The following is a 25,620-nucleotide window of genomic DNA, read 5'->3' on the forward strand; positions in this document are numbered from 1 at the left end:
ATTTTACTTTGTAGGTGTGAGTATGAGCAAAGAATTAGCAAATATAGACAGCGGTGATTTCCGAAATACCGTCTCGGAAATCGATCGCGCAGAAATCCGAAACACCGTCTCGGATTTTTGAACTGTCGCCGACCAATTTACAGACGCTATCTGCGCAATTCACTTTGAGCTGGTCACACTATTTGTTTCTCATGCGCATCACAAATGACAAGGAACGCAAATTCTATGAAAATGAGGCTACAAACGAGCGATGGAGTCTGCGCGAGTTGAAGCGACAGTTCAACTCTGCTCTCTATGAGCGGTTGGCACTTTCTCGTGAGATGTATGTGAACTACTATGACCGCAAGGTGAAACTGGCGACCGAGAATCCCACCGTTGCTATTCTGCTCTGCAAGGAGAAGAACAATGCTGTAGTGGAGATGACCTTGCCGGAGGACAATACGCAGATTTTCGCCAGTAAGTATGAGCTTGTTCTGCCGGACAAGGCTGCTCTTATGCGGCTCTTGGAAAATAAATTCAATGATGAGGAATAATATCCTTGTAATAAGGGAATGAATGATTGATATGCCCGCCATGCGCCCCGTCTCTGCCCGCATATCACCGAGTCCGAAAATACGCATAGCCTCCACCTCGGACTGCGCGCGCAGCAGGCGTCACAGCATTGCAGAACTGACGGCGAAGGTCGAGAGACTCCTAGACGCATATAGATAAAACAGCCCTACAAGACAAGATAATCTTGCCTTGCAGGGCTGTTTCATATCCTTAGCGACGCCATGGCGTACGCTGATCGTAGTCCCGCTTGATCTGCTTTACCGCGCGGTCGTGACGCCGCTGCTCTTCCTTCATCGCACGATCATACTTCTCCTGATCGCCGTCCCGACGGAACTCGAAGCGGATCTTGCGCACGTTCTGCTCATGGACACGAGCCTCTTCCTTCATGCGGAAGCTGTACTCATTCGTCGCCCCGTTGATGTAATCGAGCGACTGAACTGCCGGCGCAGCCTCTGCACTCGGTGCTGCAATGCCGAGGCCCAGGGCAAGGGCCAGCACTCCGGCGATATACTTCTTGTTTTTCATACGTTGCTCCTTTCTTACTACTACAGTGCCTATACAGTAACATAGCTGCGTTAAGGATGTTTTAGGAAATCACTGATAAAATGAAGTCCGTCAGATTGGTGTAGATTTTTCGTCCGAACGAGGTGGAAAACCGGACGCAGAGTGGTGCTCTGTGGAGGATTTTTCGCCGAAGTACGGGCGAAAAAGATGTGTCAAGATGGCGTGGCTGAATTTATCAGTGATTCCTTAGATGCCAACAAAAAACCGCACCCGAAGGTGCGGTCATGCGATCCGTTTACTCCGCTGTGAACGGAAGAAGCGCAATATTGCGCGCGCGCTTGATGGCAAGCGTCACCTGACGCTGATGCTTTGCGCAGTTGCCGGAAATGCGACGCGGCAGGATCTTGCCACGCTCCGTCGTAAAGCGACGCAGCTTTGCGGCATCCTTATAGTCGATATGGTCTACCTTGTCCACGCAGAACGAGCAGACCTTGCGACGAGGCTTGCGGCCCCGATCTCGTTTCATCATGTTCGCTGTCCCTCCTCATTTCAGGATATTTCGATCATCTTCATGCTCAGAATGGAATATCGTCATCGGGAATGACGGGTCCCATCATATCCGGTGCAGCTCCGCCGCCCGCAGCGGGTGCGGCAGAACGCGGCGCAGATGCGTCATAGCCGCCCTGCGAGCTGCCGGCATTCTTGGAATCAAGGAACTCCACATTGTCTGCCACCACATCCGTCGCATACTTGCGCTGTCCGTCGCTGCCGTCGTAGCTGCGCACCTGGATGCGCCCCTCGACGCCGATACGGCGTCCCTTGGTGAGATTGTTGCCGCAGATCTCGGCGAGTTTCTCCCAGCATGTCACGGGGATGAAATCAGCCGTCTGCTGGCCTTCCTGCTGTGCTGCACGCGAGAAGCGGCGGTCAACCGCCACCGTAAAACGGCAAAATGCTTTGCCGCTCTGTGTGTAGCGAATCTCAGGGTCGCGCGCAAGGCGACCGATCAGTATGACTCTGTTCATGGGTTTCTCTCTCCTGAATGAATCCCGTCACGCATACAGAACGTACGGATGACTCCGTACGCCCCTTACTCCTCGATGCCGTCTGCGCGGACGATCATGTGCTTGAGCAGATCGTCGGTGATCTTCATCACACGGTCGCACTCAGCGACACAGGCAGGCTCTGCATTGACGTACAGCAGAACGTAGTATCCTTCGGTCATGTCCTTGATCTCATAGGCGAGACGCTTCTTGCCCCAGCGGTCTTCCTTCTCGATCTTACCGCCGTTTGCCTGAATGAGCTTTGTGAACTTCTCGATGACGGCGTTTGTCGCATCTTCCTCCATCGGCTTCACAATAAATATGACTTCGTACAATCTCACGAAATCACCTCCTCTTTGGTCTATGGCCGCCGTTTTGCAGCGGCAGAGTTATTCTTCTGCGAGCGCGCACGAAATACGCACTCACGCGACAAGGGACAGTATACCATGTTTTTATGCAGTCCGCAAGTACTCGATGCGCATTATTGTAAAGGAATCCAATCAGCAGAAAGAGGACCGCTTCGAACGCATTATTTCAAAACAGTCCTCTTTCAATCTCACCGATCCTTCTTCAGCACGTCTTCCAGCGTATGCCATGCCAGCACCGCGCACTTGACGCGCGCGGGCATGTTGGAGATGTTCTTGAGCGCGATTGCCTCATCGAGCTCCTCCAGTGCGGCATCGTCTGTCACCTCGCGTTTGATCATCGACGTGAAGAGTTGGGCGAGGCGCTGTGCCTCCTCCACGGTCTTACCGCGCATGAGGTCAATCATGATGTCCGTGCTCGCCTGTGAGATAGCGCAGCCGACTCCAGTAAATGCGGCATCCTTGATGATGCCGTTCTCAATCTGGAGTTCGAGTGTGATCTCATCGCCGCAGCTCGGATTATGTCCGCGCTCACGCACGGTCGCCGCTGCGAGCTCGCCCTTGTTCTCGGGCGAGCGGCTGTGCTCGCCGATGACCTCTGTATAGAGATCGCCGAGAGCTGTGTTTTCAGTCGGCATAGCCGAGCACCCCCCGTACCTTTTTCAGCGCCGCGATAAACTGATCTATGTCCTCATGCGTATTGTAGAGGTAGAAACTCGCGCGGCAGGTAGCGTTCTGTCCGAGATAGCGCATGAGCGGCTGCGCACAGTGGTGTCCCGCGCGAATCGCAACGCCGTAGCTGTCAAGAATCGTCGATACATCATGCGGATGGACATCCTTGACGTTGAATGTAATGATGCCCGTCTTATTTCCACGGGTCGAATCGCATCCATAGAGCTCCACAAAGGGCAGTTCACGCAGCTGCGGCAGTGCATAGCTGAGAAGATCGCGCTCTATCGCCTCGATGCGGTCAAAGCCGATCTTGTCCAGATAGTCAATCGCTGCAATCAGTCCCGATGCACCGCTGACGTTCTGCGTCCCCGCCTCGAACTTTGCCGGCAGTTCGGCAAACGTCGTCTCCTGCTCGCCGACATAGTCGATCATGTCTCCGCCAAAGAGGAACGGCGGCATCGCATCGAGTATATCGTACTTTCCATAAAGGACGCCGATACCCATCGGGGAAAGCATCTTATGCCCCGAGAACGCAAAGAAATCCGCATCCATCGCCTGCACATCCACCTTGATGTGCGGTACGCTCTGCGAGCCGTCGACAACGACGACCGCACCGACCGCATGAGCACAGTCGGCAACGGCGCGCACATCGTTGACGAGACCGAGCACGTTGGATACCTGCGTCACTGCAACGATCTTCGTTCGCTCCGTAATCTGCTGCGCTATATCTGCCTCGGAGAGATTTCCGTCCTCGCCCAGATAGATATACTTCAGCACAGCACCGCGTGACTTTGCTACGAACTGCCACGGAACGATATTGCTGTGATGCTCCGAGATCGTAATGACGATCTCATCCCCCTCACGAACGTTCGCAAGGCCAAAGCTGTACGCTACGAGGTTCAGTGCCTCCGTCGCATTCTTTGTGAATACGACCTCCTCCGGACGCGCCGCACCGATGAACTGCTGCGTGCGCACACGTGCCCGTTCATAGATATCTGTCGCCTTGACCGAGAGCTCATACGCGCCGCGATGCGGGTTCGCATTACAGTACGTACAGTAGTCAGCGACCGCGCGGATGACCGTCTCTGGCTTCTGTGTCGTTGCGCCATTGTCAAGATAAACAATGGGACGGCCGTTCATCTTCGTCTGCAGGATGGGAAAATCCCGCAGATACTCATTCACCTTGCGTTCCACCCAACAGTCTCCTCTCCAAATAGTCTCCAATCTCCGTGCGCAGGTTCTCATCCGTGATGCGCTCCAGCACGGGGGCAAAGGATGCCTCGACGATGAGCTGCTGTGCCGCACGCTCGTCGAGCCCTCTGCTCATCAGATAAAACAGCTTGTCCGCATCCATCCGCCCGATGCTGACGGCATGGTGTCCGTCTACATCTCCCTCATGGGAAAGCATCAGCGGGACACTGCGGTTCCGTGCATGTGGGGAAAGAATCGTTACTTCCTCATCTTCCTTGCCGACCGAACCGCGCGCGCCTTGGATAAAGTCAAGCGTTCCGCGGAAGTTCTTGACACAGTGCCCGAGAAGCGCGCCGCGCACCTGCATATTGGCATCCGTGTGCTGCCCCTCCTGACGGATGACATAGTTGAGATCAATTTTGCGCTCATCATCACCGAAATAGAGCCCCCATACATCCGTACACGCCTGATCGCCTGCGAGTGTCACCTGCAGTTCCGAGGCGGTATGCTGTGCGCCCGCCTCGACGAGGGTACAGGAAAAGCGGCCTCCCTTTCCCACCGCCGCATGGATCCGGCTAGCGGCAGGCGCATCTGTCGGAGCCAGCTGGATATAGGTCAGCGACAGCTCTGCACCGTCGGCAACCGTTACCTCAATCTCCTGTGCACCGCTTTCACGCAGCTCCACCACATGATGCACGCATTCTCCTGCCGCTGCGGAGAGCTGTATTGGTGCAGCAGGCAGTGTGAGCCCATCGGGCACAGGCAGGTCGTTGACCCCCAGCCAACGCCATGTCGGCATAGGGATGCGGCTGAATCCATTGGCTGCTGCCATCATCCCATCGCCCCTTCCAATTCAATATTGACCAGATTATTCATCTCAACCGCATACTCAAGCGGGAGTTCCTTCGCAATCGGCTCAACGAATCCGCGCACGATCATCGCGCGCGCCTCCTCCTCGTCGATGCCGCGGCTCATCAGATAGAAGATCGCCTCATCACTGATGCGGCCGATCTTCGCCTCATGTCCGATGTCCACCGTATCGCAGGCGACATCCATCACGGGGAGCGTATCGCTCCGCGACGCGGAGTCGAGCATCAGCGATTCACAGTTGACGGAGCACTTTGCCCCGACAGCACGCGGTGTCACCTTGACCCCGCTGCGATAGATCGCGGCACCGCCCGACTTTGAGATCGAGCGCGTGCTGATATTTGCTGACGTATTGGGCGCATCGAGGATGACCGTCGCCCCCGTATCGAGTTCCTGCCCCTTCGAGGCAAAGGTAATCCCCGTGAACTCACAGGTCGCATTCTCCCCCTGCAGGATACTCGTCGGATAGAGCATCGAGACGTGTGAGCCGAACGAGCCGGAGACCCATTCCACAGCACCGTTCTTCTCCACCTTCACGCGCTTCGTGTTGAGATTCATCATGTTGCGTGACCAGTTTTCGATCGTCGAGTAGCGCAGACGCGCCCCCTCCTTGACGAACAGCTCGACACAGCCCGCATGGAGATTCGTCACATTGTACTTTGGCGCAGAACATCCCTCGATGAAATGCAGGCTGGCGCCCTTCTCCACGATGATGAGCGTATGTTCAAACTGCCCTGCCCCTGCTGCATTGAGACGGAAATAGGACTGCAGCGGAATGTCCACCTGAATCCCCTCGGGCACGTAGACGAAAGAGCCGCCCGACCAGACCGCACCGTGCAGTGCAGCAAATTTATGTGCCTTCGGCGGCACAAGCGTCATAAAGTACTGCTGAACAATATCGCCGTACTCCTGCAGTGCCGTCTCCATATCCGTGTAGACGACCCCCTGCTTCACGAGCGACTCCTGAATCGAGTGATAGACCACCTCGGAGTCGTACTGTGCTCCGACGCCCGCGAGCGAGGACTTCTCCGCCTCGGGAATCCCCAGACGGTCAAACGTATCCTTGATGTCCTCGGGAACCTCATTCCAGTCGCCGACCATCTTCGCATCGGGACGGACATAGGTCACGATCTCATCCATGTTCAGCGCCGACAGATCCGGCCCCCACGCTGGCATCGGTGTTTCATGGTAGACCTTGAGCGCCTTCAGGCGGAAATCAAGCATCCATGCAGGATCGTGCTTGCGTGCAGAAATATCGCGGATGATCTCCTCCGTCAGTCCCGACGCAGACTTATACGCAGAGCGATCCTCGTTCGTAATATCATAGATCGTACGCTCGATATCGTCGATCTGGGTTTTCTTCTTTGGTACAAAATCCCCCATTCCTGCTCACCCCACTCTATCGTGCTCTGCAAGGATATGGGCAAAGCCTTCCGCATTGATCTGTTCCACGAGCTCTGCGCCGCCCTCACGAATGATCTCGCCTTTGGCGAGCACATGGACAAAATCCACCTTCAGTTTATCGAGGATGCGTGCGTTATGCGTGATAATCAGACAGGCATTCTCAGCCGTATGGAACTTTGCAACGCCCTCAGAGACAATCTGCACTGCATCGACATCGAGCCCAGAGTCCGTCTCATCGAGAAGCGCCAGCTTCGGCTGGAGCATGAGCAGCTGCAGAACCTCGCTGCGTTTTTTCTCGCCGCCGGAGAAACCGACGTTCAGGTAACGCTGCGCATAGCTCGGATCAATCTTCAGCTCTGCCATCATCGCATTCAGTTCCTTGCGGAAGGCGAGCAGCTTCTCCTTCTTACCTGTAATCATCTGACGCGCCGTGCGGATCATATTCTCGACCGTGATCCCCGGAATCTCCTCCGGTGTCTGGAAGGCGAGAAAAAGCCCGTCACGCGCACGCTCATAGGACGGCAGCTCCGAAATATCCTTCCCATCAAAGACAATGCGCCCGTGGGTCATCTCATACTTCGGATGTCCCATCATCACGTTCATCAACGTAGACTTGCCCGACCCATTCGGGCCAAGGATAACATGAACCTCCCCTTTACGTACCGTGAGGTTGACACCCTTTAGAATTTCCTTGCCCTCGACACCGGCATGGAGATCGGTGATCTGCAGCAATGTATCTGTCATCATAAAAACTCCCTTAGGTTTTAAATTTACGTCTGTATTGAATCCTTACAAAAATACTCGGGATTAACATTTCACATTGTAGGTGCTTTCATATAAAAAGTCAATAACTTCCAGTACGAACGATAAACAAAACCTATAATTGAGATTGTCTTTCATTAATAAAATAAGAAAAAGCTGCTGTACTCAGACCATATTGTCATCGTACAACAGCTTCATGTTTTTGCGGCAATTACCTACTCTCCCACGTCGTCTCCAACGAAGTACCCTCGGCCTGTGGACGCTTAACTACTGTGTTCGGAATGGGAACAGGTGGAACCGTCCAGGCATCATCACCGCATCTTGTTGAATGAGTCTTGCTCACTCAAAACTTCACAGAAGAAACTTCCTTGCAAATGTATTGGGTAAAACTACCTTAGAATGTAGTCAAGCCCTCGACCGATTAGTGCTGGTCAGCTGCACACATTGCTGTGCTTCCACATCCAGCCTATCTACCTTGTCTTCTTCAAGGGGTCTTACTTCCTTATAGGAATGAGATACTTCATCTCGGGACGGGCTTCACGCTTAGATGCTTTCAGCGTTTATCCCTTCCGGACGCAGCTACCCGGCCGTGCCCTTGGCAGGACAACCGGTACACCGTTGGTCCGTCCACTCCGGTCCTCTCGTACTAGGAGCAGCCTCCCTCATGTATCTTACGCCCGCGATGGATATGGACCGAACTGTCTCACGACGTTCTGAACCCAGCTCACGTACCACTTTAATGGGCGAACAGCCCAACCCTTGGGACCTGCTTCAGCCCCAGGATGTGATGAGCCGACATCGAGGTGCCAAACCTCCCCGTCGATATGGACTCTTGGGAGAGATTAGCCTGTTATCCCCAGGGTAGCTTTTATCCGTTGAGCGATGGCAATTCCACTCTCTTTCCACCGGATCACTAAGCCCTACTTTCGTACCTGCTCGACCCGTCAGTCTCGCAGTCAAGCTCCCTTCTGCCTTTATGCTCTGCGCGCGATTTCTGTCCGCGCTGAGGGAACCTTTGGACGCCTCCGTTGCTCTTTCGGAGGCGACCGCCCCAGTCAAACTGCCCGCCTGGTACTGTCCCGAATGCTGTTAACATTCCGGTTAGATCCTTAGCATATAAAGGCCGGTATCCCAACGGTGACTCCAATCGATCTAGCGATCGATCTTCCCAGTCTCCCGGCTATCCTGTACGTTATATGCCAAAGACCAATGCCAAGCTGCAGTAAAGCTCCATGGGGTCTTTCTGTCCAGTCGCGGGTAACCTGCATCTTCACAGGTATTTCAATTTCACCGGGTCCCTCGTTGAGACAGTGCCCAAATCGTTACGCCTTTCGTGCGGGTCGGAACTTACCCGACAAGGAATTTCGCTACCTTAGGACCGTTATAGTTACGGCCGCCGTTTACAGGGGCTTCAGTTCGCTGCTTCTCCTCAAGGGATAACAACTCTCCTTAACCTTCCTGCACCGGGCAGGCGTCAGCACCTATACTTCAGCTTGCGCTTTCGCAGGCACCTGTGTTTGTGGTAAACAGTCGCTTGGGCCTCTTTTCTGCCGCCGCCAACAGCTCCAACAGTAAATGTCTTCACCATCAGCGGCCATCCTTTTCCCGAAGTTACGGATGCATTTTGCCGAGTTCCTTAACGAGGGTTTTCCCGCGCACCTTAGGATTCTCTCCCCGCCTACCTGTGTCGGTTTTGGTACGGGCGGACGTCTTCTCGTTAGAAGCTTTTCTTGGCAGTGTAGTGCAGCTGAATTCAGATTGACCGTAGTCTTTCCTATCTATCGGTTCTCGGCCTTGTAGTATGGGGATTTGCCTCCATACCAGCCTACCGCCTTCGACGCGCTCTACCAGTCGCGCGCTCAGCTTCCTTCCTGCGTCACTCCATCCTCAAACGAAGACGCCCGGTACTGGAATTTTCGCCAGTTGTCCATCGCCTATGCTTTTCGCCTCGGCTTAGGTCCCGACTTACCCCGGGACGACGAGCGTTGCCCGGGATTCCTTAGGCTTTCGGTGGACAGGATTCTCACCTGTCGTTTCGCTACTCATACCGGCATTCTCACTTCTTACCCGTCCAGCAGTCCTTCCGGTCTGCCTTCGTCCAGATAAGAACGCTCCCCTACCCAGTGTGTACCTTAGTACACCCTGCCGCGGCTTCGGTTCTGTGCTTGAGCCCCGGATATTTTCGGCGCAGGGCCTCTCGACCAGTGAGCTATTACGCACTCTTTTAATGGTGGCTGCTTCTGAGCCAACATCCTGGTTGTTTTCGAAGTCCTACATCCTTCTCCACTTAGCACAGCATTTGGGACCTTAGCCGGCGGTCTGGGCTGTTTCCCTCTTGAATACGGGTCTTATCACTCGCATTCTGACTCCCAGGCTGCCCATATGAGCCATTCGTAGTTTGACTGGGGTCGGTAGGCTTTACGCCCCCTTGCCCGATCAGTGCTCTACCGTCTCTATGGTGATTCGCCTGAGGCTAGCCCTAAAGCTATTTCGGGGAGAACCAGCTATCTCCACGTTCGATTGGCATTTCACCCCTATGCACACCTCATCCCAACGTTTTTCAACACGCACGGGTTCGGTCCTCCACTCATTTTTACCTGAGCTTCAACCTGGACATGCATAGATCACTGTGGTTTCGGGTCTAATCCATGCTACTTCCGCCCTCTTAAGACTCGCTTTCGCTTCGGCTCCGCGTCTCCCGCTTAACCTCGCAGCATAAATTAACTCGCCGGTTCATTCTTCAATAGGCACGCCGTCGCACATGTAAAGTGCTCCGACTGTTTGTAGACATACGGTTTCAGGTTCTATTGCACTCCCCTCCCGGGGTTCTTTTCACCTTTCCCTCACGGTACTTTTCGCTATCGGTCGTTTCGATGTATTTAGCCTTGGATGGTGGTCCACCCTGCTTCCCACCGGGTTCCTCGTGCCCTGTGGTACTCTGGATCCCTGCACGCCTTTCACTCTTTCGTGTACGAGGGTCTCACTCTCTTTGCCGCACCTTCCCAGATGCTTCCACTAAAGTGTCCAGTTTGTTGCAGGTCCGCAACCCCGGAGAACCGAAGTCCTCCGGTTTGGGCTCCTCCCGTTTCGCTCGCCGCTACTCAGGGAATCTCTTTGATTTCTTTTCCTCCGACTACTTAGATGTTTCAGTTCATCGGGTGTTTTCTCCCTACCTCTAGGATAGGGTGACAAGACGTTACTCTTGCCGGGTTGCCCCATTCGGAAATCCATGAGTCACAGCTTACTTGCAGCTCGTCATGGCTTATCGCAGCTTATCGCGTCCTTCTTCGTTTCGAAACGCCTAGGCATCCGCCGTATGCCCTTCTTCACTTGACTTAACGTTCCGCTTCGATGTTAGGGACACCGCATATCCTACCGTCTGCTGTGTCGGCTCAGTCAACGTAGCGAACTACGTTTCCTTGTGCCTCCTTGCATTCGGCAGAATCTTCGGCGTCAATCTCACATTGGCGCAGAACTCATCTTAGTGATTAAGGTATTTTCGCTTTATCCTAATTTGCTTGGGAAAATCTTTCAGTGTGGAAAATATCGTGACATGAGTTCACCATATCTCCCATGTTTAGATTTTCTTGTTTCTTCTGTGCAGTTTTCAGTGAACAATAAGAGCTTCATCGACTATCCAACAAATCGTTGGTTTCCAGTAGATGCGCCCTCAAAACTAGACAATGCAAAACTTTAGCCAAATGACCGACCTAAGATTGTGAACCGTAGTTCATCTTAATCCTTAGAAAGGAGGTGATCCAGCCGCACCTTCCGATACGGCTACCTTGTTACGACTTCACCCCAGTCACCTTCCCCACCTTAGACGGCTGCGCCGGCTTCGGGTGTGAATGACTTCCGTGGTGTGACGGGCGGTGTGTACAAGACCCGGGAACGTATTCACCGCAGTATGCTGACCTGCGATTACTAGCGATTCCGACTTCATGCAGGCGGGTTGCAGCCTGCAATCCGAACTGGGAAACGGTTTTTGAGGTTCGCTTGCCCTCGCGGGTTCGCTGCTCTCTGTCCGTTCCATTGTAGTACGTGTGTAGCCCAGGCCATAAGGGGCATGATGACTTGACGTCATCCCCGCCTTCCTCCGCGTTCTCCGCGGCAGTCTCCTTTGAGTGCCCACCTTTACGTGATGGCAACAAAGAACAGGGGTTGCGCTCGTTGCGGGACTTAACCCAACATCTCACGACACGAGCTGACGACAGCCATGCACCACCTGTTTTCCTGTCTCCGAAGAGAGGGCACTATCTCTAGCGCTTTCAGTCAATGTCAAGGCCTGGTAAGGTTCTTCGCGTTGCTTCGAATTAAACCACATACTCCACCGCTTGTGCGGGTCCCCGTCAATTCCTTTGAGTTTCAGCCTTGCGGCCGTACTCCCCAGGCGGGATACTTATTGCGTTAACTCCGGCACGGTAGGGGTCGATACCTCCCACACCTAGTATCCATCGTTTACGGCCAGGACTACCGGGGTATCTAATCCCGTTCGCTCCCCTGGCTTTCGAGCCTCAGCGTCAGTTGCAGTCCAGAAAGCCGCCTTCGCCACTGGTGTTCTTCCCAATATCTACGCATTTCACCGCTACACTGGGAATTCCGCTTTCCTCTCCTGTACTCAAGACCGATAGTTTCTCTCCCATCACGGGGTTGAGCCCCGCACTTTTAAGTAAGACTTACCGGCCCGCCTGCGCTCCCTTTACGCCCAATGATTCCGGACAACGCTCGCCACCTACGTATTACCGCGGCTGCTGGCACGTAGTTAGCCGTGGCTTCCTCGACAGGTACCGTCATTACCTAATACTATTTGCACTAGGCACGTTCGTCCCCGTCAACAGAGCTTTACGATCCGAAGACCTTCTTCACTCACGCGGCGTTGCTCCGTCAGGCTTGCGCCCATTGCGGAAGATTCCCCACTGCTGCCTCCCGTAGGAGTCTGGGCCGTGTCTCAGTCCCAATGTGGCCGTTCATCCTCTCAGACCGGCTACTGATCGTCGCCTTGGTGAGCCGTTACCTCACCAACTAGCTAATCAGACGCAGACCCATCAACAGGTGATAGCATGTTCAGAGGCCATCTTTCATCAGAGAAGGATGCCCTCCTCTGACTTCATTCGGTATTAGCATTCCTTTCGGAATGTTGTCCCCATCCTGTCGGCAGGTTGTCTACGTGTTACTCACCCGTTTGCCACTAGATTCTCTAAAAGCAAGCTTTAAGATCATCCCGTTCGACTTGCATGTGTTAAGCACGCCGCCAGCGTTCGTCCTGAGCCAGGATCAAACTCTCCATAAAAGACCGTAGTCTATCTGAGAGCCTGTTGGCTCAAAATGTCATTCTTGTAAAAGAATTGTGTTCGTTGACCGAAGGTGTTTCCACCTTCACAACGATGTTGCATCTGGCTTGTTAGATTTGAAAATTCGAAATCTAACTGTTTTGCATTGTGTAGTTTTCAGGGTACATCCTGCGCCGCTCTAGTGCTCGGGCTTGCTTTCGCTCGCCCGCCGCTCTCATCGGCGCGACTGTCATAATATAACACACGCCACCAGTCCCGTCAACCCCTCTTTTTCGTTTTTTTCGCTTTTCGTCAAAAAAGATGTACCTACGCTTTGACGCACTTATTCAGCCCAACGGATAGCGCGAACGTGATGAGGACCGTCGGCAGTGTGTATCCAATGGGCAAATCAACATCCATAAGCAGTCGATAGATGAGGAATCCCACCAACCACGCGAATATGTTACGCCAATCACACGCCTTGTTCTGAGCATCCGTTTTCAGAACGAAGAACGCTCCGAGCAGAACAGCAACCATGGGGGCAAAGACGGATCCAATCATATACAAAAGCCCAGTAATGTCATCCATAGGAAAGAGAATGGCCGCCACTGTCCCAATTGTCGCCGCAAATACGGCCATCTGCTTCCCTTTTCCCTCGCCGTCTGGTCCCATAGCCGTCCGCACAGCTTCCGCAGAAATCCCGGCGGAGAAGGCATCCAAGAATGCTGTGGTGACCGTGGAAAACACAATAATAAGGAGTCCCACCGTGCCAAGCCCTGCGCGAAGCATGATCTGGGCGATGTCACCGGTTCCCGCCAAAATTGCCGCGCCCATGCCAATCAAAAACATCCAGCTGCTTACGAGACCGTATACAAGCGTGCTGACAAGAGCCGCCCTGACCGGCTCTTCGGTGTCCTTTGTGTAATCGCCGACCACAGGCAGCCACGAAAGCGGCATGGACACTGACAGTTCCAGTGCGGCTCCAAAGGAAATCACCTCGGACGAGAAAGGTGCTGTACCGGTCTCCTCCATAATAACAATGCACATGATCACCGTCAGGATGAAGAGTGCTGTCATCGTGATGGTATTCATCCGGCCAAAATTTCTGACTCCCACCACAATCCACAGTACAATCAGTGCGCCAATCACCACGCACCAGACCCAGTTTCCTATCGGCCAGATGCCCGTGGCGGACAAAGCTCCATCATAAATCATAATGCCTGTCCAGCCAACGAGCTGCAACACGTTCAGCATCGCAAAAAATGCGCCGCCATAGCGGCCATAGGCCATCTTCACCGTTTCCATGGCGCTTTTTCCACTTCTGGCACTGACCAGCCCGGTCAGGAAAAAAAGGACACCGCCAATCAGATGCCCCAGCACAATTGCTGTCATGCCTGCTTCCCATCCAAGTGGTGCCAGATAGGTCCCTGTCAAAATTTCCGCAATAGAGACGCCCGCACCGAACCAGAGCAAGCCATGTCCAAACAAATTACGCCTTTTTGCTTTCTCATTCATCCTTTACATCCCCTCTGAAAACCTGCCGTGCAAGTCGAATGCGTGATTCATGGGACCAGAGCCCCTTCCGAGGTCAAGCATAGCTGCCAAGGCTCCGGAAACATATTCCTTTGCCCGACCTACGGATTCATGCAGGTCAAAGCCCTTGGCGAGGTTTGCGGCAATCGCGCTGGATAGTGTGCAGCCCGTACCGTGCGTGTTGTGTGTGTCGATTCTTCTTCCCTGAAACCACGTAACCGTCCCTCGCTCATAAAGGAGGTCGTTGGCATCATTGTGACTGTGCCCTCCCTTTACGAGAACACTGCAGCCAAAGGTCTTTGCTATGGATGCGGCAGCCTCACGCATATCCGCTTCCGTTGTGATCGCAAGCCCGCTAAGAACCTCTGCCTCCGGAATGTTCGGCGTAATCACCTCGGCAAGCGGAATCAAAAGATCCGTCAATGTCTCCACCGCCTTCTCCTCAATCAGTCTTGCCCCGCTGGTGGCAACCATGACCGGATCCAGCACGATGTGCTCCGCCGCATAATGGGTTAGGCGATCTGCAATGATGCGGATCAGCGCCCCATCAGATACCATGCCGATTTTCACTGCATCCGGCCGAATATCTGAAAAAACGGCATCCAGCTCCTGCCCCAGAAACTCCGGGGAAACATTCAAAATGCTGCGCACACCGCATGTGTTCTGGGCGGTGAGTGCTGTCACGGCACTCATGCCAAACACACCGTTCATCGTCATTGTTTTGAGGTCGGCCTGAATGCCGGCTCCCCCGCTGGAGTCACTTCCGGCGATGGTCAGTACAGTTTTCATCCCGTTTTCCTCCCTATCTGCCCGTTGCTTCTTTTACCTTGTGCAGCAGGCGCTGCGCTGCAAGGCGGATATCCTCCTTGGCAAAGATCGCTGAGATAACGGCAATTCCCGCAATACCGCTGCCGGCAAGCTGCATGACGTTTTCATCGTTGATGCCGCCGATTGCGACAACGGGAACGGCTGCCGCAGAGCATATTTCTTTCAGCGTCTCATAACGAACGATCTCTGCATCTTCCTTGGAGTTGGTAGGAAATACAGCTCCCACCCCCAAGTAATCGGCACCGCACTCTGCGGCAATCCTTGCCTCCTTTACCGTCTGTACCGAAACGCCGAGAATCTTGTCCTTCCCTATGCGTCGTCTGGCTGTACCTGCCTCCATATCGCTCTGTCCCACGTGGACGCCATCGGCGCCGATTGCCATGGACAGCTCCACATCATCATCAATAACGAAGGGAACACGATAACGCCGGCAAAGCAAGCGAAGCTCCCGTGCTTCTTGCAGCAAGGAAGCGCGGGGCATTGTCCCTGCGCTTTTCTCACGCAGCTGAAGGAATGTCACACCTCCTTGCAGCGCACGTTCTACCGCATCATACAGTCTTCCCCCATGCAGCCAGCGACGATCGGTCACCGCGTATAGGAGAAGGTCTTCTTTCCTCACAGCCATTTCATTCATCTTCTTTCCTGTCGTCCCTGCTCGTTTCGCATGGAGCCTTCGTCTGCACGCGCTGCCGTATCATCGGATTTCGATCCTTTCTCCTCGATGCATACGCTCCGCTGTTATATGATAGAGCGCGTCGATGATTCGATTCCGATATGTGGCGTTTCCATCACCTTCTGTCATATACTCCATCGCAATCTCGCCGGCGAGTCCCATCGCAGCAACAGCGGCGGCCGCAGCCGCCAGCGTATGTCCAGGATTTGCCGCCAGAAAAGCAGTCATTACACCGGAGAGCTGACACCCCGTTCCCGTAATGCTACTCATTTCTTTGCGCCCATTGTGGATGACATAGCAAGCCTCTGCGTCAGCGACCAAATCAATGGCACCGGTAATGGCGATAACACTCCCGCATGATTGGGCACACGACTTTGCAAATTCGATCATGTCCGCCAGATTCGCCTCAGTGACCGCATCCGCAGCATCTGCGTCCACTCCCTTTGTCGTCGTGCTGCCAAGACATAGTGCCTTGATCTCCGATATGTTGCCGCGAATTGCCGTAAAGTGCAGTTCCTCCATAAGAGCGGCTGCCGTCTCGGTGCGCAGCTTCGATGCGCCCGCGCCTACCGGATCCAAAAGCAGTGCATGCCCAAGCTCCATGGCATGCTTTCCGGCCAGATGCATCGCGCGGATGGACTGCTGGTGCAGTGTGCCGATATTGATGTTCAGCCCGTCACAAATTCGTGTGATGTCGGCGGCCTCCTCCGGCTCATCCGACATGATGGGGCTTGCACCAACCGCCAGAATGGCATTCGCCACATCATTTGCGGTCACATAGTTGGTGATGTTATGCACGAGCGGTGCATTCTCTCTTACATTTTCCAAATAGCTTTCCAGCATGACTGTTTCCTCCTGCTGCGTCGCTTTCCCAGCCTGTTCCGTCCGAATCACACACAATCCGCCTTACGAGGCCTGCCTGCACAAAAAGAGCGCCACCCAAAATGAAATGGATGACGCTCAAATGCGCTTAAAAATAAAGGCCTATTTCCCTACGTTGGCATTATCCAAATCAGGTTATGGGTCAGGATCGAATCCACTCTCAGCCTTTCGGCTCCCCTTGTACTTTTATTATAGTACTTCTTCCATGCTGTGTCAACTTAGGGAATCACTATACTATCCCTCATAGACAAAGTTCAATTCACTGCGCTCTGCAAGGAGCGGAGCGGCGGCGTCCTTCTCCGAGAGGACGGTTGGTGTGAGCGGCCATGCGACACCGATTGCCGGGTCATCCCAGCGGATGTTGCCGTCACAGTCCGGTGCATAGAGATTGTCCGCCTTATACTGCACCTCCACATTGTCGGTCAGCGTGATGAACCCGTGGGCAAAGCCGCGCGGGATGAAGAGCTGGCGATAGTTCTCCGCAGAGAGCTCCACCCCCACCCACTGTGCATAGGTTGGGGAGCCGCGGCGGATGTCAACGGCAACGTCGAAGATCGCACCGCGCGAGGCACGCAGGAGTTTCGCCTGCGCCATGGGGTTCAGCTGATAGTGCAGGCCGCGCAGTGTCCCCTTCTGTGCCGAAAAGGAGTGATTGTCCTGCACGAATGCGACATGAATCCCCGCATCCTCCATTTTTTTTGCCGACCAGCTCTCCATAAACCAGCCGCGCGCGTCGCCGAATACCTGCGGCTCTATGATGACAACGCCGGGCAGTGCCGTTTCAATGACTTTCATGCTATCCCTCTACATTTCATCCACAATGCGTTTCAGATACACACCGTATTCGTTCTTTGCCAGTGGCTCTGCGAGACGGAGCACCTGCTCGGCATCAATATAGCCCATGCGGTAGGCGATCTCCTCGATGCAGGCGATCTTCAGTCCCTGACGCGCCTGGATGGTCTGGACGAATGTCGCCGCCGACAGAAGGGACTCATGCGTCCCCGTGTCCAGCCATGCATAGCCGCGCCGCAGCCGCTCCACACGGAGTTTTTTCGCCGTAAGATAGGCGATGTTCACATCGGTGATCTCAAGTTCCCCACGTGCCGACGGGCGTACTGCGCCCGCGATGTCAACGATGTCATGGTCATAGAAGTAGAGTCCTGTCACAGCGTAGTTGGACTTCGGCTGCTTTGGTTTTTCCTCCAGCGAGAGTGCTTTTCCGTCCGCGTCAAAGGAGACGACGCCGTACCGCTCAGGATCGGACACATAGTAGGCGAACACGGTTGCCCCCGTGTCGTGCCGTACCACCTGCTGAAGTACCTGTGCAAAATCCGAGCCGTAGAAGATATTGTCCCCCAGCACGAGCGCACATCCCTCGCCGCCGATAAAGTCTGCACCGATCAGAAATGCCTGTGCCAGTCCGTCAGGGCTTGGCTGTACGGCATACGAGATGGCGATACCGAGCTGGCTCCCGTCACCGAGGAGGCTCTGATAGAGCTCACTGTCGCTCGGCGTCGTGATGATGAGGATGTCCCGTATGCCCGCAAGCATGAGCGTGCTCAACGGATAGTAGATCATCGGCTTGTCGTAGATTGGCATGAGCTGCTTCGATACGACCTTCGTCAGCGGATAAAGGCGCGTCCCTGAGCCGCCTGCCAGGATGATTCCCTTTTTGATCATTCCGTCACCTCTTCAAAAAGATTCATGATGTTCTAATTCGACAATGCAGACAGATCTCCTTCATAAAAAAGGCACGCAGAAAGTGAATCCTTCTGCATGCCTTTGATCCGTGATATGAGATTTACCCCGCAAACATTTCCATAATATGCGCGACGAGAATGCCGAACGGTGTGCCGATCACGTAACCCATCAGCGCCATGAGGATGCCGACGGGAACCAGTGAGCCCGAGTAGGTGCCGGCAAGCACAGGCGCGGATGCCGTCCCGCCGATATTGGCGAGTGAAGCCACGCACGCCGTGAACATGTCGAGGTGGAAAAGCCGTGCGAGGAAGAACATGAGGACAAAGTGAACACCGAGGATGATGAACCCCGTCAAAATCCAGTACGGTGCATCGCCCAGTTCCAGCAGGGAGGCGCGCGATGCGAGGAGGGCAATCACGGAGTAGAGGAGTACATTCGAGATCTCCGCCGAGCCCGCCACGCGTCCGAGCGGCGAGACAGCGCCGATCAGACCGAGCACCGTGATAAAGAGAATCGTCCACGTTGCCTTGTCAAAGAACGGTACGGCTGCATTGAGCGTCTTTCCGACGTTCGCACCGAGTGCAGAGACAACGAGAGCGACGCCGAGCAGGAGGATGATGCTCTGGAATGTGATCTTCCCCGTGTTCAGCTTGGCATCCTCCTCAAGGCTGCGCGAGACAGCATCGAGCTGTGTTGTATCTGCCTTGTTCCACGCGTTAAATCGTGCGGCGAGCGTAATGAGCCAGAGCAGGAACATAACCCAGATGGAGTAGTCGATGGAGTCCACCACGAGGGCATAGCCCATATCCGCCTCTGACACGCCGAGCGCCGCCTGTACGGCGACCATATTGCCCGAGCCGCCAAGCCATGAGCCGCAGAGCGCGCCGAGTGCCATCCACGAGTCGACACCGATCAGCCCCTTCATCACCAGATAGGCGACAATAAAGCCGATCATGATTGTGAGTGACGCGGAGAAGAAGCCAAGCAGCATCCGTGGGCCAAGCTTCAGCACCTTGCGGATGTCGCAGCGCAGCAGCATGGTAAAGACCATCGCATACGTCAGTGAGTTCTTCAGTGCGCCGTAGGCGGGCTTTGTCGCCGCCATATCCCATGTGCCGAACGTGCAGAGCAGCATGGAAATGAGGTAGACGAGGACGACAGCGGGAAGATAGCGGAACAGTGCCCAGCCGGTCCCCTTCTCAAGCGTTACCAGCCCGCCTGCGAGGAGGATAAGCACAGCAACATAGGTGAATCCATCCGTAATCATGACAATACACTCCTTCGATGATATATAATTCCTTGAAGAATTATAGTCTCGATTATATAATAAACCAATAAAGAGATACAATGGACTTCTTTCCTATAGCGCTCTCTTTTATGAAAGAATTCTGTATACAAAAGGAGGATTCCCATGAAAATTACGAACGTCGAACTGGGCATGCTTTCTGTCCCCCTGCGTGTTCCGTTCAAAACAGCACGCCGCCGCGTGGACAGCGTCGAGGATGTCATCGTTCTCATCCGTACCGATACGGGTGCAACAGGCTATGGCGAGGCACCGCCGACGGGCGTCGTGACGGGTGACACGACGGGCGGCATCATCGACGCGATCCGCACGCACCTTGCCCCGCTGCTGATCGGACGGGACGTGAACGAGTTCGAGGATCTCATCCGTAATGTGCAGACCGCACTCATCCACAATACCTCGGCAAAGGCCGCTGTCGATATGGCGCTCTACGATCTCTACGGGCAGCTCTGGAACATCCCCGTACACAAACTGCTCGGCGGAGCAAGGGACGGCATCGTGACCGACATCACGATCAGCGTCAATGCGCCCGAGGAGATGGCGCGCGACGCACGCGATGCCATCCGTCGCGGCTACGACACGCTCAAGATCAAGGTAGGAATTGATCCCTCGCTCGATGTCGCCCGTCTCGTCGCCGTCCGCGACGCGGTCGGCAAAGACGTGCGCATCCGCATTGACGCCAATCAGGCATGGCGTCCGCGCGAGGCCGTCCGCATCCTCGCCCAGATGGCAGAGAAGGGGCTCGATATCGAGCTGGTGGAGCAGCCTGTCGCTGCCGCCGACATTGACGGACTCGCCTACGTCACGAGAGAGAGCGACGTTCCCGTCCTCGCCGACGAGGCTGTCTTCTCCCCCGCCGATGCGCTGCGCATCATGCAGCTCCACGCCGCTGACATGGTCAACATCAAGCTGATGAAATGCGGCGGACTCTACCCCGCCCAGCAGATCATCGCTGCCGCAGAGATCTACGGCATGGAGTGTATGCTCGGCTGTATGCTCGAGGCAAAGATCTCCGTCAATGCCGCTGTGGCACTCGCCTGCGCAAAAAAAATTGTCACGCGCATCGACCTTGACGGTCCCGTGCTCTGCCGCGAGGATCCGATTGAGGGCGGTGCACAGTTCAACGAGAAGGACATCACTGCCTCCACCGCACCGGGGCTTGGCATCAAGGGTGTGGCCGGACTGAAGATGCTGTAAGGAGATCGCATGAGTACATCGACCAACTTCGCCGTCGGCGAACCGTTCCCCCTGCCCATCCGCGCCGAAGCAGACGGCGGTATGTTTCAAGCGGATAAAAACGGGATGATGTTTCTGCTGCAGCTCTCGCGCACGGATGCCATTGCTGTGGAGGCATTTCGCACGGGCGAGATCGAGCTGGCGCTCACCGAGGCGGACGGCATACTCTTTTTCCTCTATCGTATCGACGGCATCTTCAAGGACGGCTGGGGCGACGCGCCGCTCTCCCTTGCCCTCGTCAAAGAGGAACTGATGCCGGACGAGGAGAGCCTCGCCGATCCGACCATCCATCTCTATCTCGTCGATACGAAGCTCAAGCTGCTCCTCGCACAGCGGACGGCGCGTGTGCCCGAGGCGTTCGCGGACATCATCCGACAAAACGTACGCACACAAAAAAATGCACCGCTCTCGATGCTTGCCTTCCAAAAGAAAGTCGCTGCCGTATGGGCGAAGAAGTCCCCCGCGGACCTTCGTGCCGCAGCATCAGCGTCGCATACGCTGCCAATGACACTTAGCGGCACTGTTCACTAGAGAATCGCTGATAGATACTCTTTTCATTCGTTCGTGGGACTGCTCTATCCATAGCTAAAAAATCCCCCTTTTGCCGCAGATAATACGGCAAAAGGAGGATTTTTTGTTATCATTTCAAAAGCTCTGCAACGATGCGGGCGACCAGCGGCGTTCGCGAAAATGGCGTGATGATGTAGTAACCGTCAATATACGGCTCAATATCATGTGCAATCTCCAGCGAAAGCCTGACGGCGAGTTCCTCCGCCGCCTCCCGATCGAGCCCGTGGTATGCATTGATGATGCGTTCCTCGACGTGGATGCCCGCAATCTCGCTTTCCATAAACCGTGCGTTGCGCTCGCTGACCACGGGCATCAGTCCGCCCATAATCAGGGCGTCTCCCAGCTCCTCACGCGCCGTGCGCAGATTCTCCTTCGCGCGTTCGCTCAGCACGGGCTGGGTAAAGAATCCCGTCATCCCCGCTTCCAGCTTTTTCTTGGCAAGTCCAATCTGCGAGGGAAAATGTTTCGCATTGATGTTGAGCGCACCGAACACATGAAACGGCAGAACGTCGCCATGCTCACCGAGGCTCTTGATGAATGCGGACAACTTGCGCGAGTTGAACTGATAGACACTCTTTACCTCATCGCGTTCCGCCGTTGGAATCGGGTCGCCGGTAATGGCAATCATATTGTGAATGCCCTCTGCGCTGAGCCCGAGAAGGATGGACTTGATCGCGTTGAGGTTGCGGTCGCGGCAGGTCATGTGCGGAATCGGCTCGATCCCGAGCTCACGATGGACACGCGCCGCAAGCATCGCCGCATCCATACGCGCCCGCGCGACGGGGTTATCCGCAATCGTAACGGCATCGACGCCCGCCTCGCGCAGCTCACGTGCCCCACGGAGAAATTTCTCCGCGTGACCGGTCTCAGGTGGGTCGAGCTCTACAGCAATGACTTTCCTGCCATCCCGCAGGGCGGCGAAAAAGGGGCTCTCCGCCTGTATGACAGGCTCCTGCTCAGCGGCTGCCTGCACATCAGCGGTCACTGTGCCCTGCGTTCCGAGAGCCGTGCACAGGGCGCGGATATGCACCGGCGTCGTGCCGCAGCAGCCGCCGAGGATGGAGACACCGTCCTGCACGAGTGCCGCCAGTGTCTCAGCAAAATACTCCGGTGCACTCTCATAGAAGGTGCGCCCATCGACGACCATCGGATGTCCCGCGTTTGGCATCAGCGCGAGCGGCAGCGACACCGACTTGAGATGATGCAGCAATTCCTTCATCTGACGTACGCCGTTGACACAGTTGAAGCCGACAGCATCAATCTGCCCGCTCTCTGCCACGGCGCGGACGAGATCCTCCGCAAAGAAGCCGTCGCGCGTATAGCCGCCCGGAAGTGCCGTAAAGGAAATCTGCACAAAGGCATGGGGGCATGCCGCCTTGATATAGGCGGCCGTCTCCGTCAGCCCCTCAGCCGAGGAATTCGTCTCAAAGAGGAAATGCGTGGCACCGCAGGAAAGGAATGTATCCGCCAGAAAGCGATACTCCGCAGCAATGTCGCGCGGCGGCAGTCCGATCACCGGACCGATATCAGCAAAAACGTATGCGCCAAATGGCTCTGCCGCGCGTGCGGCGAGCGCCCAGCCGACACGGATGATCTGCGCAACGAGTTCGTCATCGCCTTGGTAGACAATGCGGTTTGCGGCAAATGTATTCGTCTTGATCGCCTGCGCACCGGCGTGCAGGTACTCTGTATGAATCCCTGCAACCACGTCGGGCGATTGGAGGTTGGCAAGTTCCACGCCCTTACCGCGTGTATTGGTTTTCTGTGCGTAGTACGTGCCCATACCGCCGTCAAAGACGAGCGGCTCGTGCTTTAGATGTTCGCGTATATCCGCCATCCTGTCCCTCCCTCAGCCGAGAACACTGCGCGCGATTTCGACGGCACTGCGCGCATCGGCGGCATAGTAGTCCGCGCCGATCTCACGCGCATAGTCCTCCGTCAGGACAGCACCGCCGACCACCGTCTGACACTCATGACCTGCCTCGTGCAGCGCGTCGATCGTCCGCTTCATCGCCGTGACGGTCGTCGTCATCAGCGCAGAGAGACCGATCAGTCCGACCTTCTTCTCGATGGCGACTTCGACCACGCGCTGTACGGGTACATCGCGTCCGAGATCGATGATCTGATAGCCGTAGTTCTCAAGGACGACCTTGACGATGTTCTTGCCGATGTCGTGGATATCGCCCTCGACGGTTGCGAGGATGACCTTCCCCTTTGAGATTCCCTGTCCATTTTCGGCCAGCTTTGCCTTGATGAGTTCAAGTGCCGACGTCGCTGCATTTGCCGCATTGATCAGCTGCGGCAGGAAGATGATCTCCTTTTCATAGCGGTCGCCGACAATGTCGAGCGCAGGAATGACTTTATCCTGAATGATGTCCATTGGAGCCGTGTTCGCCAGCAGCCGACGCGCAATCCGCTCTGCATCATCGCTGAGACCACGCATGATGGCATCCATCAGCGGATCGATTTCTGCATCCCCCTCCGCAGTAGGTGTATCCGAGTTCACGTCTGCCGCAGCATCCGTAACACCGAGCTCCTTACGGCGGCGAATCTCTGCCTGCTCGGCAGCAAACCGCTCAATATAGGCGGCACAGTCCACATCCTCACCGCTGACGGCACGGAAGGAGACAACAGCGTCCATGACCTCCTTCGTATTCGGATTGATGATCGGAAAATCCAGACCGACGTGCATCGCCTGAATGAGGAAGTTCACCGTCATGTGCACGCGTGCGGGAAGGCCAAACGAAATGTTGCTGACTCCGAGTGCACAGTGTAGTCCCAAACGCTCATGCACCTCGCGCACGGCACGCAGCGTCTCCATCGCCTGCTCCTGCTGTGCCGAGACGGTCAGCGTCAGGCAGTCGATCACGATATCCTCGCGGTCGATCCCATAGGTCTCCGCCTCTGCCACGATGCGCTCAGCGACGGCAACACGCTGCGCCGCTGTTTCGGGCAGACCGCTCTCATCCATCGCGAGCCCGAGTACTGCCGCCCCATAGTGTTTCGCAAGCGGGAAGATCGCGTCCATGCGTGCGCGCTCCCCACTGACCGAGTTGATGATGGCGCGCCCGTTCGTCACGCGCAGTGCCGCCTCGAGCACCTTCGGATTCGCCGAGTCGATCTGCAGCGGCAGATCAACGACACTCTGGACGGCCTTGACTACCTGCGGGATGATCGCAGCCTCATCGACGCCCTGCGCACCGACATTGATGTCGAGTACCTGCGCGCCCGCCTCCTGCTGTGCAATGGCGAGTTTCTTGATGTAGCCCATATCCTCTTCAAGAAGCGCCTGCTGCAGCCGCTTCTTGCCCGTCGGATTGATGCGCTCTCCGATGACATTGACCTTGCCATACTCTGCGACGCGTCCGGGCGAAGCGAGCCCCTTGCGTTTCTTCCGTGTGGGACGGTCTGCTGCCCCACCCGCCACCGTCTCCGCGAGGCAGCGGATAAAGTCTGGATTGGTGCCGCAGCAGCCACCGAGAATGAGTGCCCCGCTTTGGGCAAAGTGCAGCATCTCCGCCCCGAACATCTCCGCCGTCATCTCGTAGGCACCCGTGCGCGGGTCGGGGAGACCTGCATTCGGTTTGACGATGATCGGCAAGTCCGTCCACTCCATCATCTCTGCGACGATGGGGCGAAGCTCCGCAGGACCGAGCGAGCAGTTGACACCGAGTGCAGCGATGCCGAGCGCATCCAGTGTCACAGCCACGGAGGACACCGCAGCACCGAGGAAGGTGCGGCCGTTCTCCTCGAAGGTCATCGTCACCCAGATGGGCAGCTTCGTATGTTCCTTCGCTGCAAGCACGGCTGCCTTTACCTCATAGAGATCCGTCAGCGTCTCAAAGACGACGAGGTCGGCACCTGCCGCCTCGCCTGCCGTGACCATCTCGCGAAAGAGTTCATACGCCTCCTCAAAGGAGAGTGTTCCCAGCGGCTCAACAAGTTCGCCGATCGGACCGACATCGAGGGCGACGCGTACACCTTTGACGCCGGAATGCTCCGCCGCACGGCGTGCCGTCGCGACATTTGCCGCGATCACCTCGGCAACGCTCTTCCCCGTACCGATCAGCTTGTGTCCATTGGCACCGAACGTATTGCTGTAGATCACTCGGCTGCCCGCCGCAATATAGTTGCGGTGCACCTCCTCAACCACATCAGGATGCTCCATCCCGAAGAGCTCGGGACGCTCCCCCGGGGCAAGGCCGCGCGCCTGCAGCTCCGTGCCCATACCTCCGTCCAAAATAATAATATCGTTCATTTTCCT

At 55.5% G+C, this 25,620-nt stretch carries 21 protein-coding genes, 3 rRNA genes and 1 riboswitch; of the genes, 3 read left to right on the forward strand and 21 right to left on the reverse strand.

Annotated elements, in window-relative coordinates; genetic code table 11:
* Positions 1-53: 53 nt before the first annotated feature.
* Positions 54-533, forward strand: coding sequence for a PDDEXK nuclease domain-containing protein (locus ADJ74_RS00650; RefSeq protein WP_071844269.1), 480 nt, complete (start codon positions 54-56; stop codon positions 531-533).
* 229 nt (positions 534-762) lie between these two features.
* Here the strand turns inward: ADJ74_RS00650 and ADJ74_RS00655 are convergent, their stop codons facing one another.
* The 19 genes from ADJ74_RS00655 to ADJ74_RS00745 form a co-directional block, all read right to left on the reverse strand.
* Positions 763-1,077, reverse strand: a complete 315-nt coding sequence (locus tag ADJ74_RS00655) for a hypothetical protein (RefSeq protein WP_050341103.1) — start codon at positions 1,075-1,077, stop codon at positions 763-765.
* Positions 1,078-1,351: 274 nt separating this feature from the next.
* The gene (gene rpsR, locus ADJ74_RS00660; protein ID WP_006306231.1) at positions 1,352-1,585 is read right to left on the reverse strand and encodes a 30S ribosomal protein S18; all 234 of its coding nucleotides are present in this window, start codon (positions 1,583-1,585) and stop codon (positions 1,352-1,354) included.
* A 46-nt stretch (positions 1,586-1,631) separates the two neighbouring features.
* Positions 1,632-2,081, reverse strand: coding sequence for a single-stranded DNA-binding protein (locus ADJ74_RS00665; protein WP_050341107.1), 450 nt, complete (start codon positions 2,079-2,081; stop codon positions 1,632-1,634).
* Between the two features lie 65 nt (positions 2,082-2,146).
* Complete coding sequence (rpsF, locus tag ADJ74_RS00670; protein ID WP_050341109.1) at positions 2,147-2,440, reverse strand: 30S ribosomal protein S6; 294 nt, start codon at positions 2,438-2,440, stop codon at positions 2,147-2,149.
* 215 nt (positions 2,441-2,655) lie between these two features.
* Complete coding sequence (sufU, locus tag ADJ74_RS00675; protein WP_050341111.1) at positions 2,656-3,102, reverse strand: Fe-S cluster assembly sulfur transfer protein SufU; 447 nt, start codon at positions 3,100-3,102, stop codon at positions 2,656-2,658.
* Positions 3,092-4,330 carry a cysteine desulfurase gene (locus tag ADJ74_RS00680; RefSeq protein WP_009442469.1) on the reverse strand — a complete coding sequence of 413 codons (1,239 nt, stop codon included), beginning with the start codon at positions 4,328-4,330 and terminating at the stop codon, positions 3,092-3,094. Before ADJ74_RS00680 ends, sufU begins: the two co-directional genes overlap by 11 nt.
* Positions 4,311-5,162, reverse strand: coding sequence for a SufD family Fe-S cluster assembly protein (locus ADJ74_RS00685; protein ID WP_050341113.1), 852 nt, complete (start codon positions 5,160-5,162; stop codon positions 4,311-4,313). Before ADJ74_RS00685 ends, ADJ74_RS00680 begins: the two co-directional genes overlap by 20 nt.
* A complete protein-coding gene (gene sufB / locus ADJ74_RS00690) occupies positions 5,159-6,577 on the reverse strand; it encodes a Fe-S cluster assembly protein SufB (RefSeq protein WP_050341115.1) in 1,419 nt (472 codons plus the stop codon). Before sufB ends, ADJ74_RS00685 begins: the two co-directional genes overlap by 4 nt.
* A gap of 6 nt (positions 6,578-6,583) precedes the next feature.
* The gene (sufC, locus tag ADJ74_RS00695) at positions 6,584-7,342 is read right to left on the reverse strand and encodes a Fe-S cluster assembly ATPase SufC (protein ID WP_050344137.1); all 759 of its coding nucleotides are present in this window, start codon (positions 7,340-7,342) and stop codon (positions 6,584-6,586) included.
* A gap of 220 nt (positions 7,343-7,562) precedes the next feature.
* Positions 7,563-7,679 (reverse strand): 5S ribosomal RNA (gene rrf, locus ADJ74_RS00700).
* An 82-nt stretch (positions 7,680-7,761) separates the two neighbouring features.
* A 23S ribosomal RNA gene (locus ADJ74_RS00705) occupies positions 7,762-10,696 on the reverse strand.
* Between the two features lie 410 nt (positions 10,697-11,106).
* A 16S ribosomal RNA gene (locus ADJ74_RS00710) occupies positions 11,107-12,650 on the reverse strand.
* Together the 16S, 23S and 5S rRNA genes form the textbook arrangement of a ribosomal RNA operon.
* Before the next feature lie 307 nt (positions 12,651-12,957).
* On the reverse strand, positions 12,958-14,145 hold the full coding sequence (gene cytX, locus ADJ74_RS00715) for a putative hydroxymethylpyrimidine transporter CytX (RefSeq protein ID WP_050341117.1): 1,188 nt from the start codon (positions 14,143-14,145) through the stop codon (positions 12,958-12,960).
* Positions 14,146-14,148: 3 nt separating this feature from the next.
* Positions 14,149-14,952, reverse strand: a complete 804-nt coding sequence (thiD, locus tag ADJ74_RS00720; protein ID WP_050341119.1) for a bifunctional hydroxymethylpyrimidine kinase/phosphomethylpyrimidine kinase — start codon at positions 14,950-14,952, stop codon at positions 14,149-14,151.
* A gap of 13 nt (positions 14,953-14,965) precedes the next feature.
* Entirely contained in the window at positions 14,966-15,625 is a 660-nt protein-coding gene (thiE, locus tag ADJ74_RS00725; RefSeq protein ID WP_172664493.1) for a thiamine phosphate synthase, read from the reverse strand.
* A 60-nt stretch (positions 15,626-15,685) separates the two neighbouring features.
* Positions 15,686-16,507 carry a hydroxyethylthiazole kinase gene (gene thiM, locus ADJ74_RS00730; protein WP_050341121.1) on the reverse strand — a complete coding sequence of 274 codons (822 nt, stop codon included), beginning with the start codon at positions 16,505-16,507 and terminating at the stop codon, positions 15,686-15,688.
* 129 nt (positions 16,508-16,636) lie between these two features.
* Positions 16,637-16,735: riboswitch (TPP riboswitch) on the reverse strand.
* A 45-nt stretch (positions 16,736-16,780) separates the two neighbouring features.
* On the reverse strand, positions 16,781-17,341 hold the full coding sequence (gene rfbC / locus ADJ74_RS00735) for a dTDP-4-dehydrorhamnose 3,5-epimerase (RefSeq protein WP_050341123.1): 561 nt from the start codon (positions 17,339-17,341) through the stop codon (positions 16,781-16,783).
* Positions 17,342-17,350: 9 nt separating this feature from the next.
* A complete protein-coding gene (gene rfbA, locus ADJ74_RS00740) occupies positions 17,351-18,226 on the reverse strand; it encodes a glucose-1-phosphate thymidylyltransferase RfbA (protein ID WP_050341125.1) in 876 nt (291 codons plus the stop codon).
* A gap of 121 nt (positions 18,227-18,347) precedes the next feature.
* Positions 18,348-19,514 carry a DUF819 domain-containing protein gene (locus tag ADJ74_RS00745; RefSeq protein WP_050341128.1) on the reverse strand — a complete coding sequence of 389 codons (1,167 nt, stop codon included), beginning with the start codon at positions 19,512-19,514 and terminating at the stop codon, positions 18,348-18,350.
* A gap of 144 nt (positions 19,515-19,658) precedes the next feature.
* On the opposite strand from ADJ74_RS00745, the gene ADJ74_RS00750 reads away from it, so the two are divergent.
* Entirely contained in the window at positions 19,659-20,747 is a 1,089-nt protein-coding gene (locus ADJ74_RS00750; RefSeq protein WP_050341130.1) for a dipeptide epimerase, read from the forward strand.
* Between the two features lie 9 nt (positions 20,748-20,756).
* On the forward strand, positions 20,757-21,317 hold the full coding sequence (locus tag ADJ74_RS00755) for a hypothetical protein (protein ID WP_050341132.1): 561 nt from the start codon (positions 20,757-20,759) through the stop codon (positions 21,315-21,317).
* Positions 21,318-21,426: 109 nt separating this feature from the next.
* On the opposite strand, the gene ADJ74_RS00760 is transcribed toward ADJ74_RS00755, so the two are convergent.
* Both ADJ74_RS00760 and ADJ74_RS00765 read right to left on the reverse strand, forming a co-directional pair.
* Positions 21,427-23,193: a bifunctional homocysteine S-methyltransferase/methylenetetrahydrofolate reductase gene (locus tag ADJ74_RS00760; protein WP_050341134.1), complete on the reverse strand. Its 1,767-nt coding sequence runs from the start codon at positions 23,191-23,193 to the stop codon at positions 21,427-21,429.
* A gap of 12 nt (positions 23,194-23,205) precedes the next feature.
* The gene (locus tag ADJ74_RS00765; protein ID WP_050341135.1) at positions 23,206-25,614 is read right to left on the reverse strand and encodes a homocysteine S-methyltransferase family protein; all 2,409 of its coding nucleotides are present in this window, start codon (positions 25,612-25,614) and stop codon (positions 23,206-23,208) included.
* Between the last annotated feature and the right edge of the window lie 6 nt (positions 25,615-25,620).

The sequence above is a fragment of the Selenomonas sp. oral taxon 478 genome (genome assembly GCF_001189555.1).
Classification (GTDB): Bacteria; Bacillota; Negativicutes; order Selenomonadales; family Selenomonadaceae; genus Centipeda; species Centipeda felix.

What these genes read in the sequence shown, in the direction of transcription:
- thiD (WP_050341119.1), bottom strand. Translation starts at nt 14,952, where the DNA reads ATGAAAACTGTACTGACCATCGCCGGAAGTGACTCCAGCGGGGGAGCC.
- sufU (WP_050341111.1), bottom strand. Translation starts at nt 3,102, where the DNA reads ATGCCGACTGAAAACACAGCTCTCGGCGATCTCTATACAGAGGTCATC.
- thiE (WP_172664493.1), bottom strand. Translation starts at nt 15,625, where the DNA reads ATGAATGAAATGGCTGTGAGGAAAGAAGACCTTCTCCTATACGCGGTG.
- ADJ74_RS00655 (WP_050341103.1), bottom strand. Translation starts at nt 1,077, where the DNA reads ATGAAAAACAAGAAGTATATCGCCGGAGTGCTGGCCCTTGCCCTGGGC.
- thiM (WP_050341121.1), bottom strand. Translation starts at nt 16,507, where the DNA reads ATGCTGGAAAGCTATTTGGAAAATGTAAGAGAGAATGCACCGCTCGTG.
- ADJ74_RS00765 (WP_050341135.1), bottom strand. Translation starts at nt 25,614, where the DNA reads ATGAACGATATTATTATTTTGGACGGAGGTATGGGCACGGAGCTGCAG.
- ADJ74_RS00665 (WP_050341107.1), bottom strand. Translation starts at nt 2,081, where the DNA reads ATGAACAGAGTCATACTGATCGGTCGCCTTGCGCGCGACCCTGAGATT.
- sufB (WP_050341115.1), bottom strand. Translation starts at nt 6,577, where the DNA reads ATGGGGGATTTTGTACCAAAGAAGAAAACCCAGATCGACGATATCGAG.
- rpsR (WP_006306231.1), bottom strand. Translation starts at nt 1,585, where the DNA reads ATGATGAAACGAGATCGGGGCCGCAAGCCTCGTCGCAAGGTCTGCTCG.
- sufC (WP_050344137.1), bottom strand. Translation starts at nt 7,342, where the DNA reads ATGACAGATACATTGCTGCAGATCACCGATCTCCATGCCGGTGTCGAG.
- ADJ74_RS00685 (WP_050341113.1), bottom strand. Translation starts at nt 5,162, where the DNA reads ATGATGGCAGCAGCCAATGGATTCAGCCGCATCCCTATGCCGACATGG.
- ADJ74_RS00745 (WP_050341128.1), bottom strand. Translation starts at nt 19,514, where the DNA reads ATGATTACGGATGGATTCACCTATGTTGCTGTGCTTATCCTCCTCGCA.
- cytX (WP_050341117.1), bottom strand. Translation starts at nt 14,145, where the DNA reads ATGAATGAGAAAGCAAAAAGGCGTAATTTGTTTGGACATGGCTTGCTC.
- ADJ74_RS00750 (WP_050341130.1), top strand. Translation starts at nt 19,659, where the DNA reads ATGAAAATTACGAACGTCGAACTGGGCATGCTTTCTGTCCCCCTGCGT.
- ADJ74_RS00755 (WP_050341132.1), top strand. Translation starts at nt 20,757, where the DNA reads ATGAGTACATCGACCAACTTCGCCGTCGGCGAACCGTTCCCCCTGCCC.
- rfbC (WP_050341123.1), bottom strand. Translation starts at nt 17,341, where the DNA reads ATGAAAGTCATTGAAACGGCACTGCCCGGCGTTGTCATCATAGAGCCG.
- rfbA (WP_050341125.1), bottom strand. Translation starts at nt 18,226, where the DNA reads ATGATCAAAAAGGGAATCATCCTGGCAGGCGGCTCAGGGACGCGCCTT.
- ADJ74_RS00760 (WP_050341134.1), bottom strand. Translation starts at nt 23,193, where the DNA reads ATGGCGGATATACGCGAACATCTAAAGCACGAGCCGCTCGTCTTTGAC.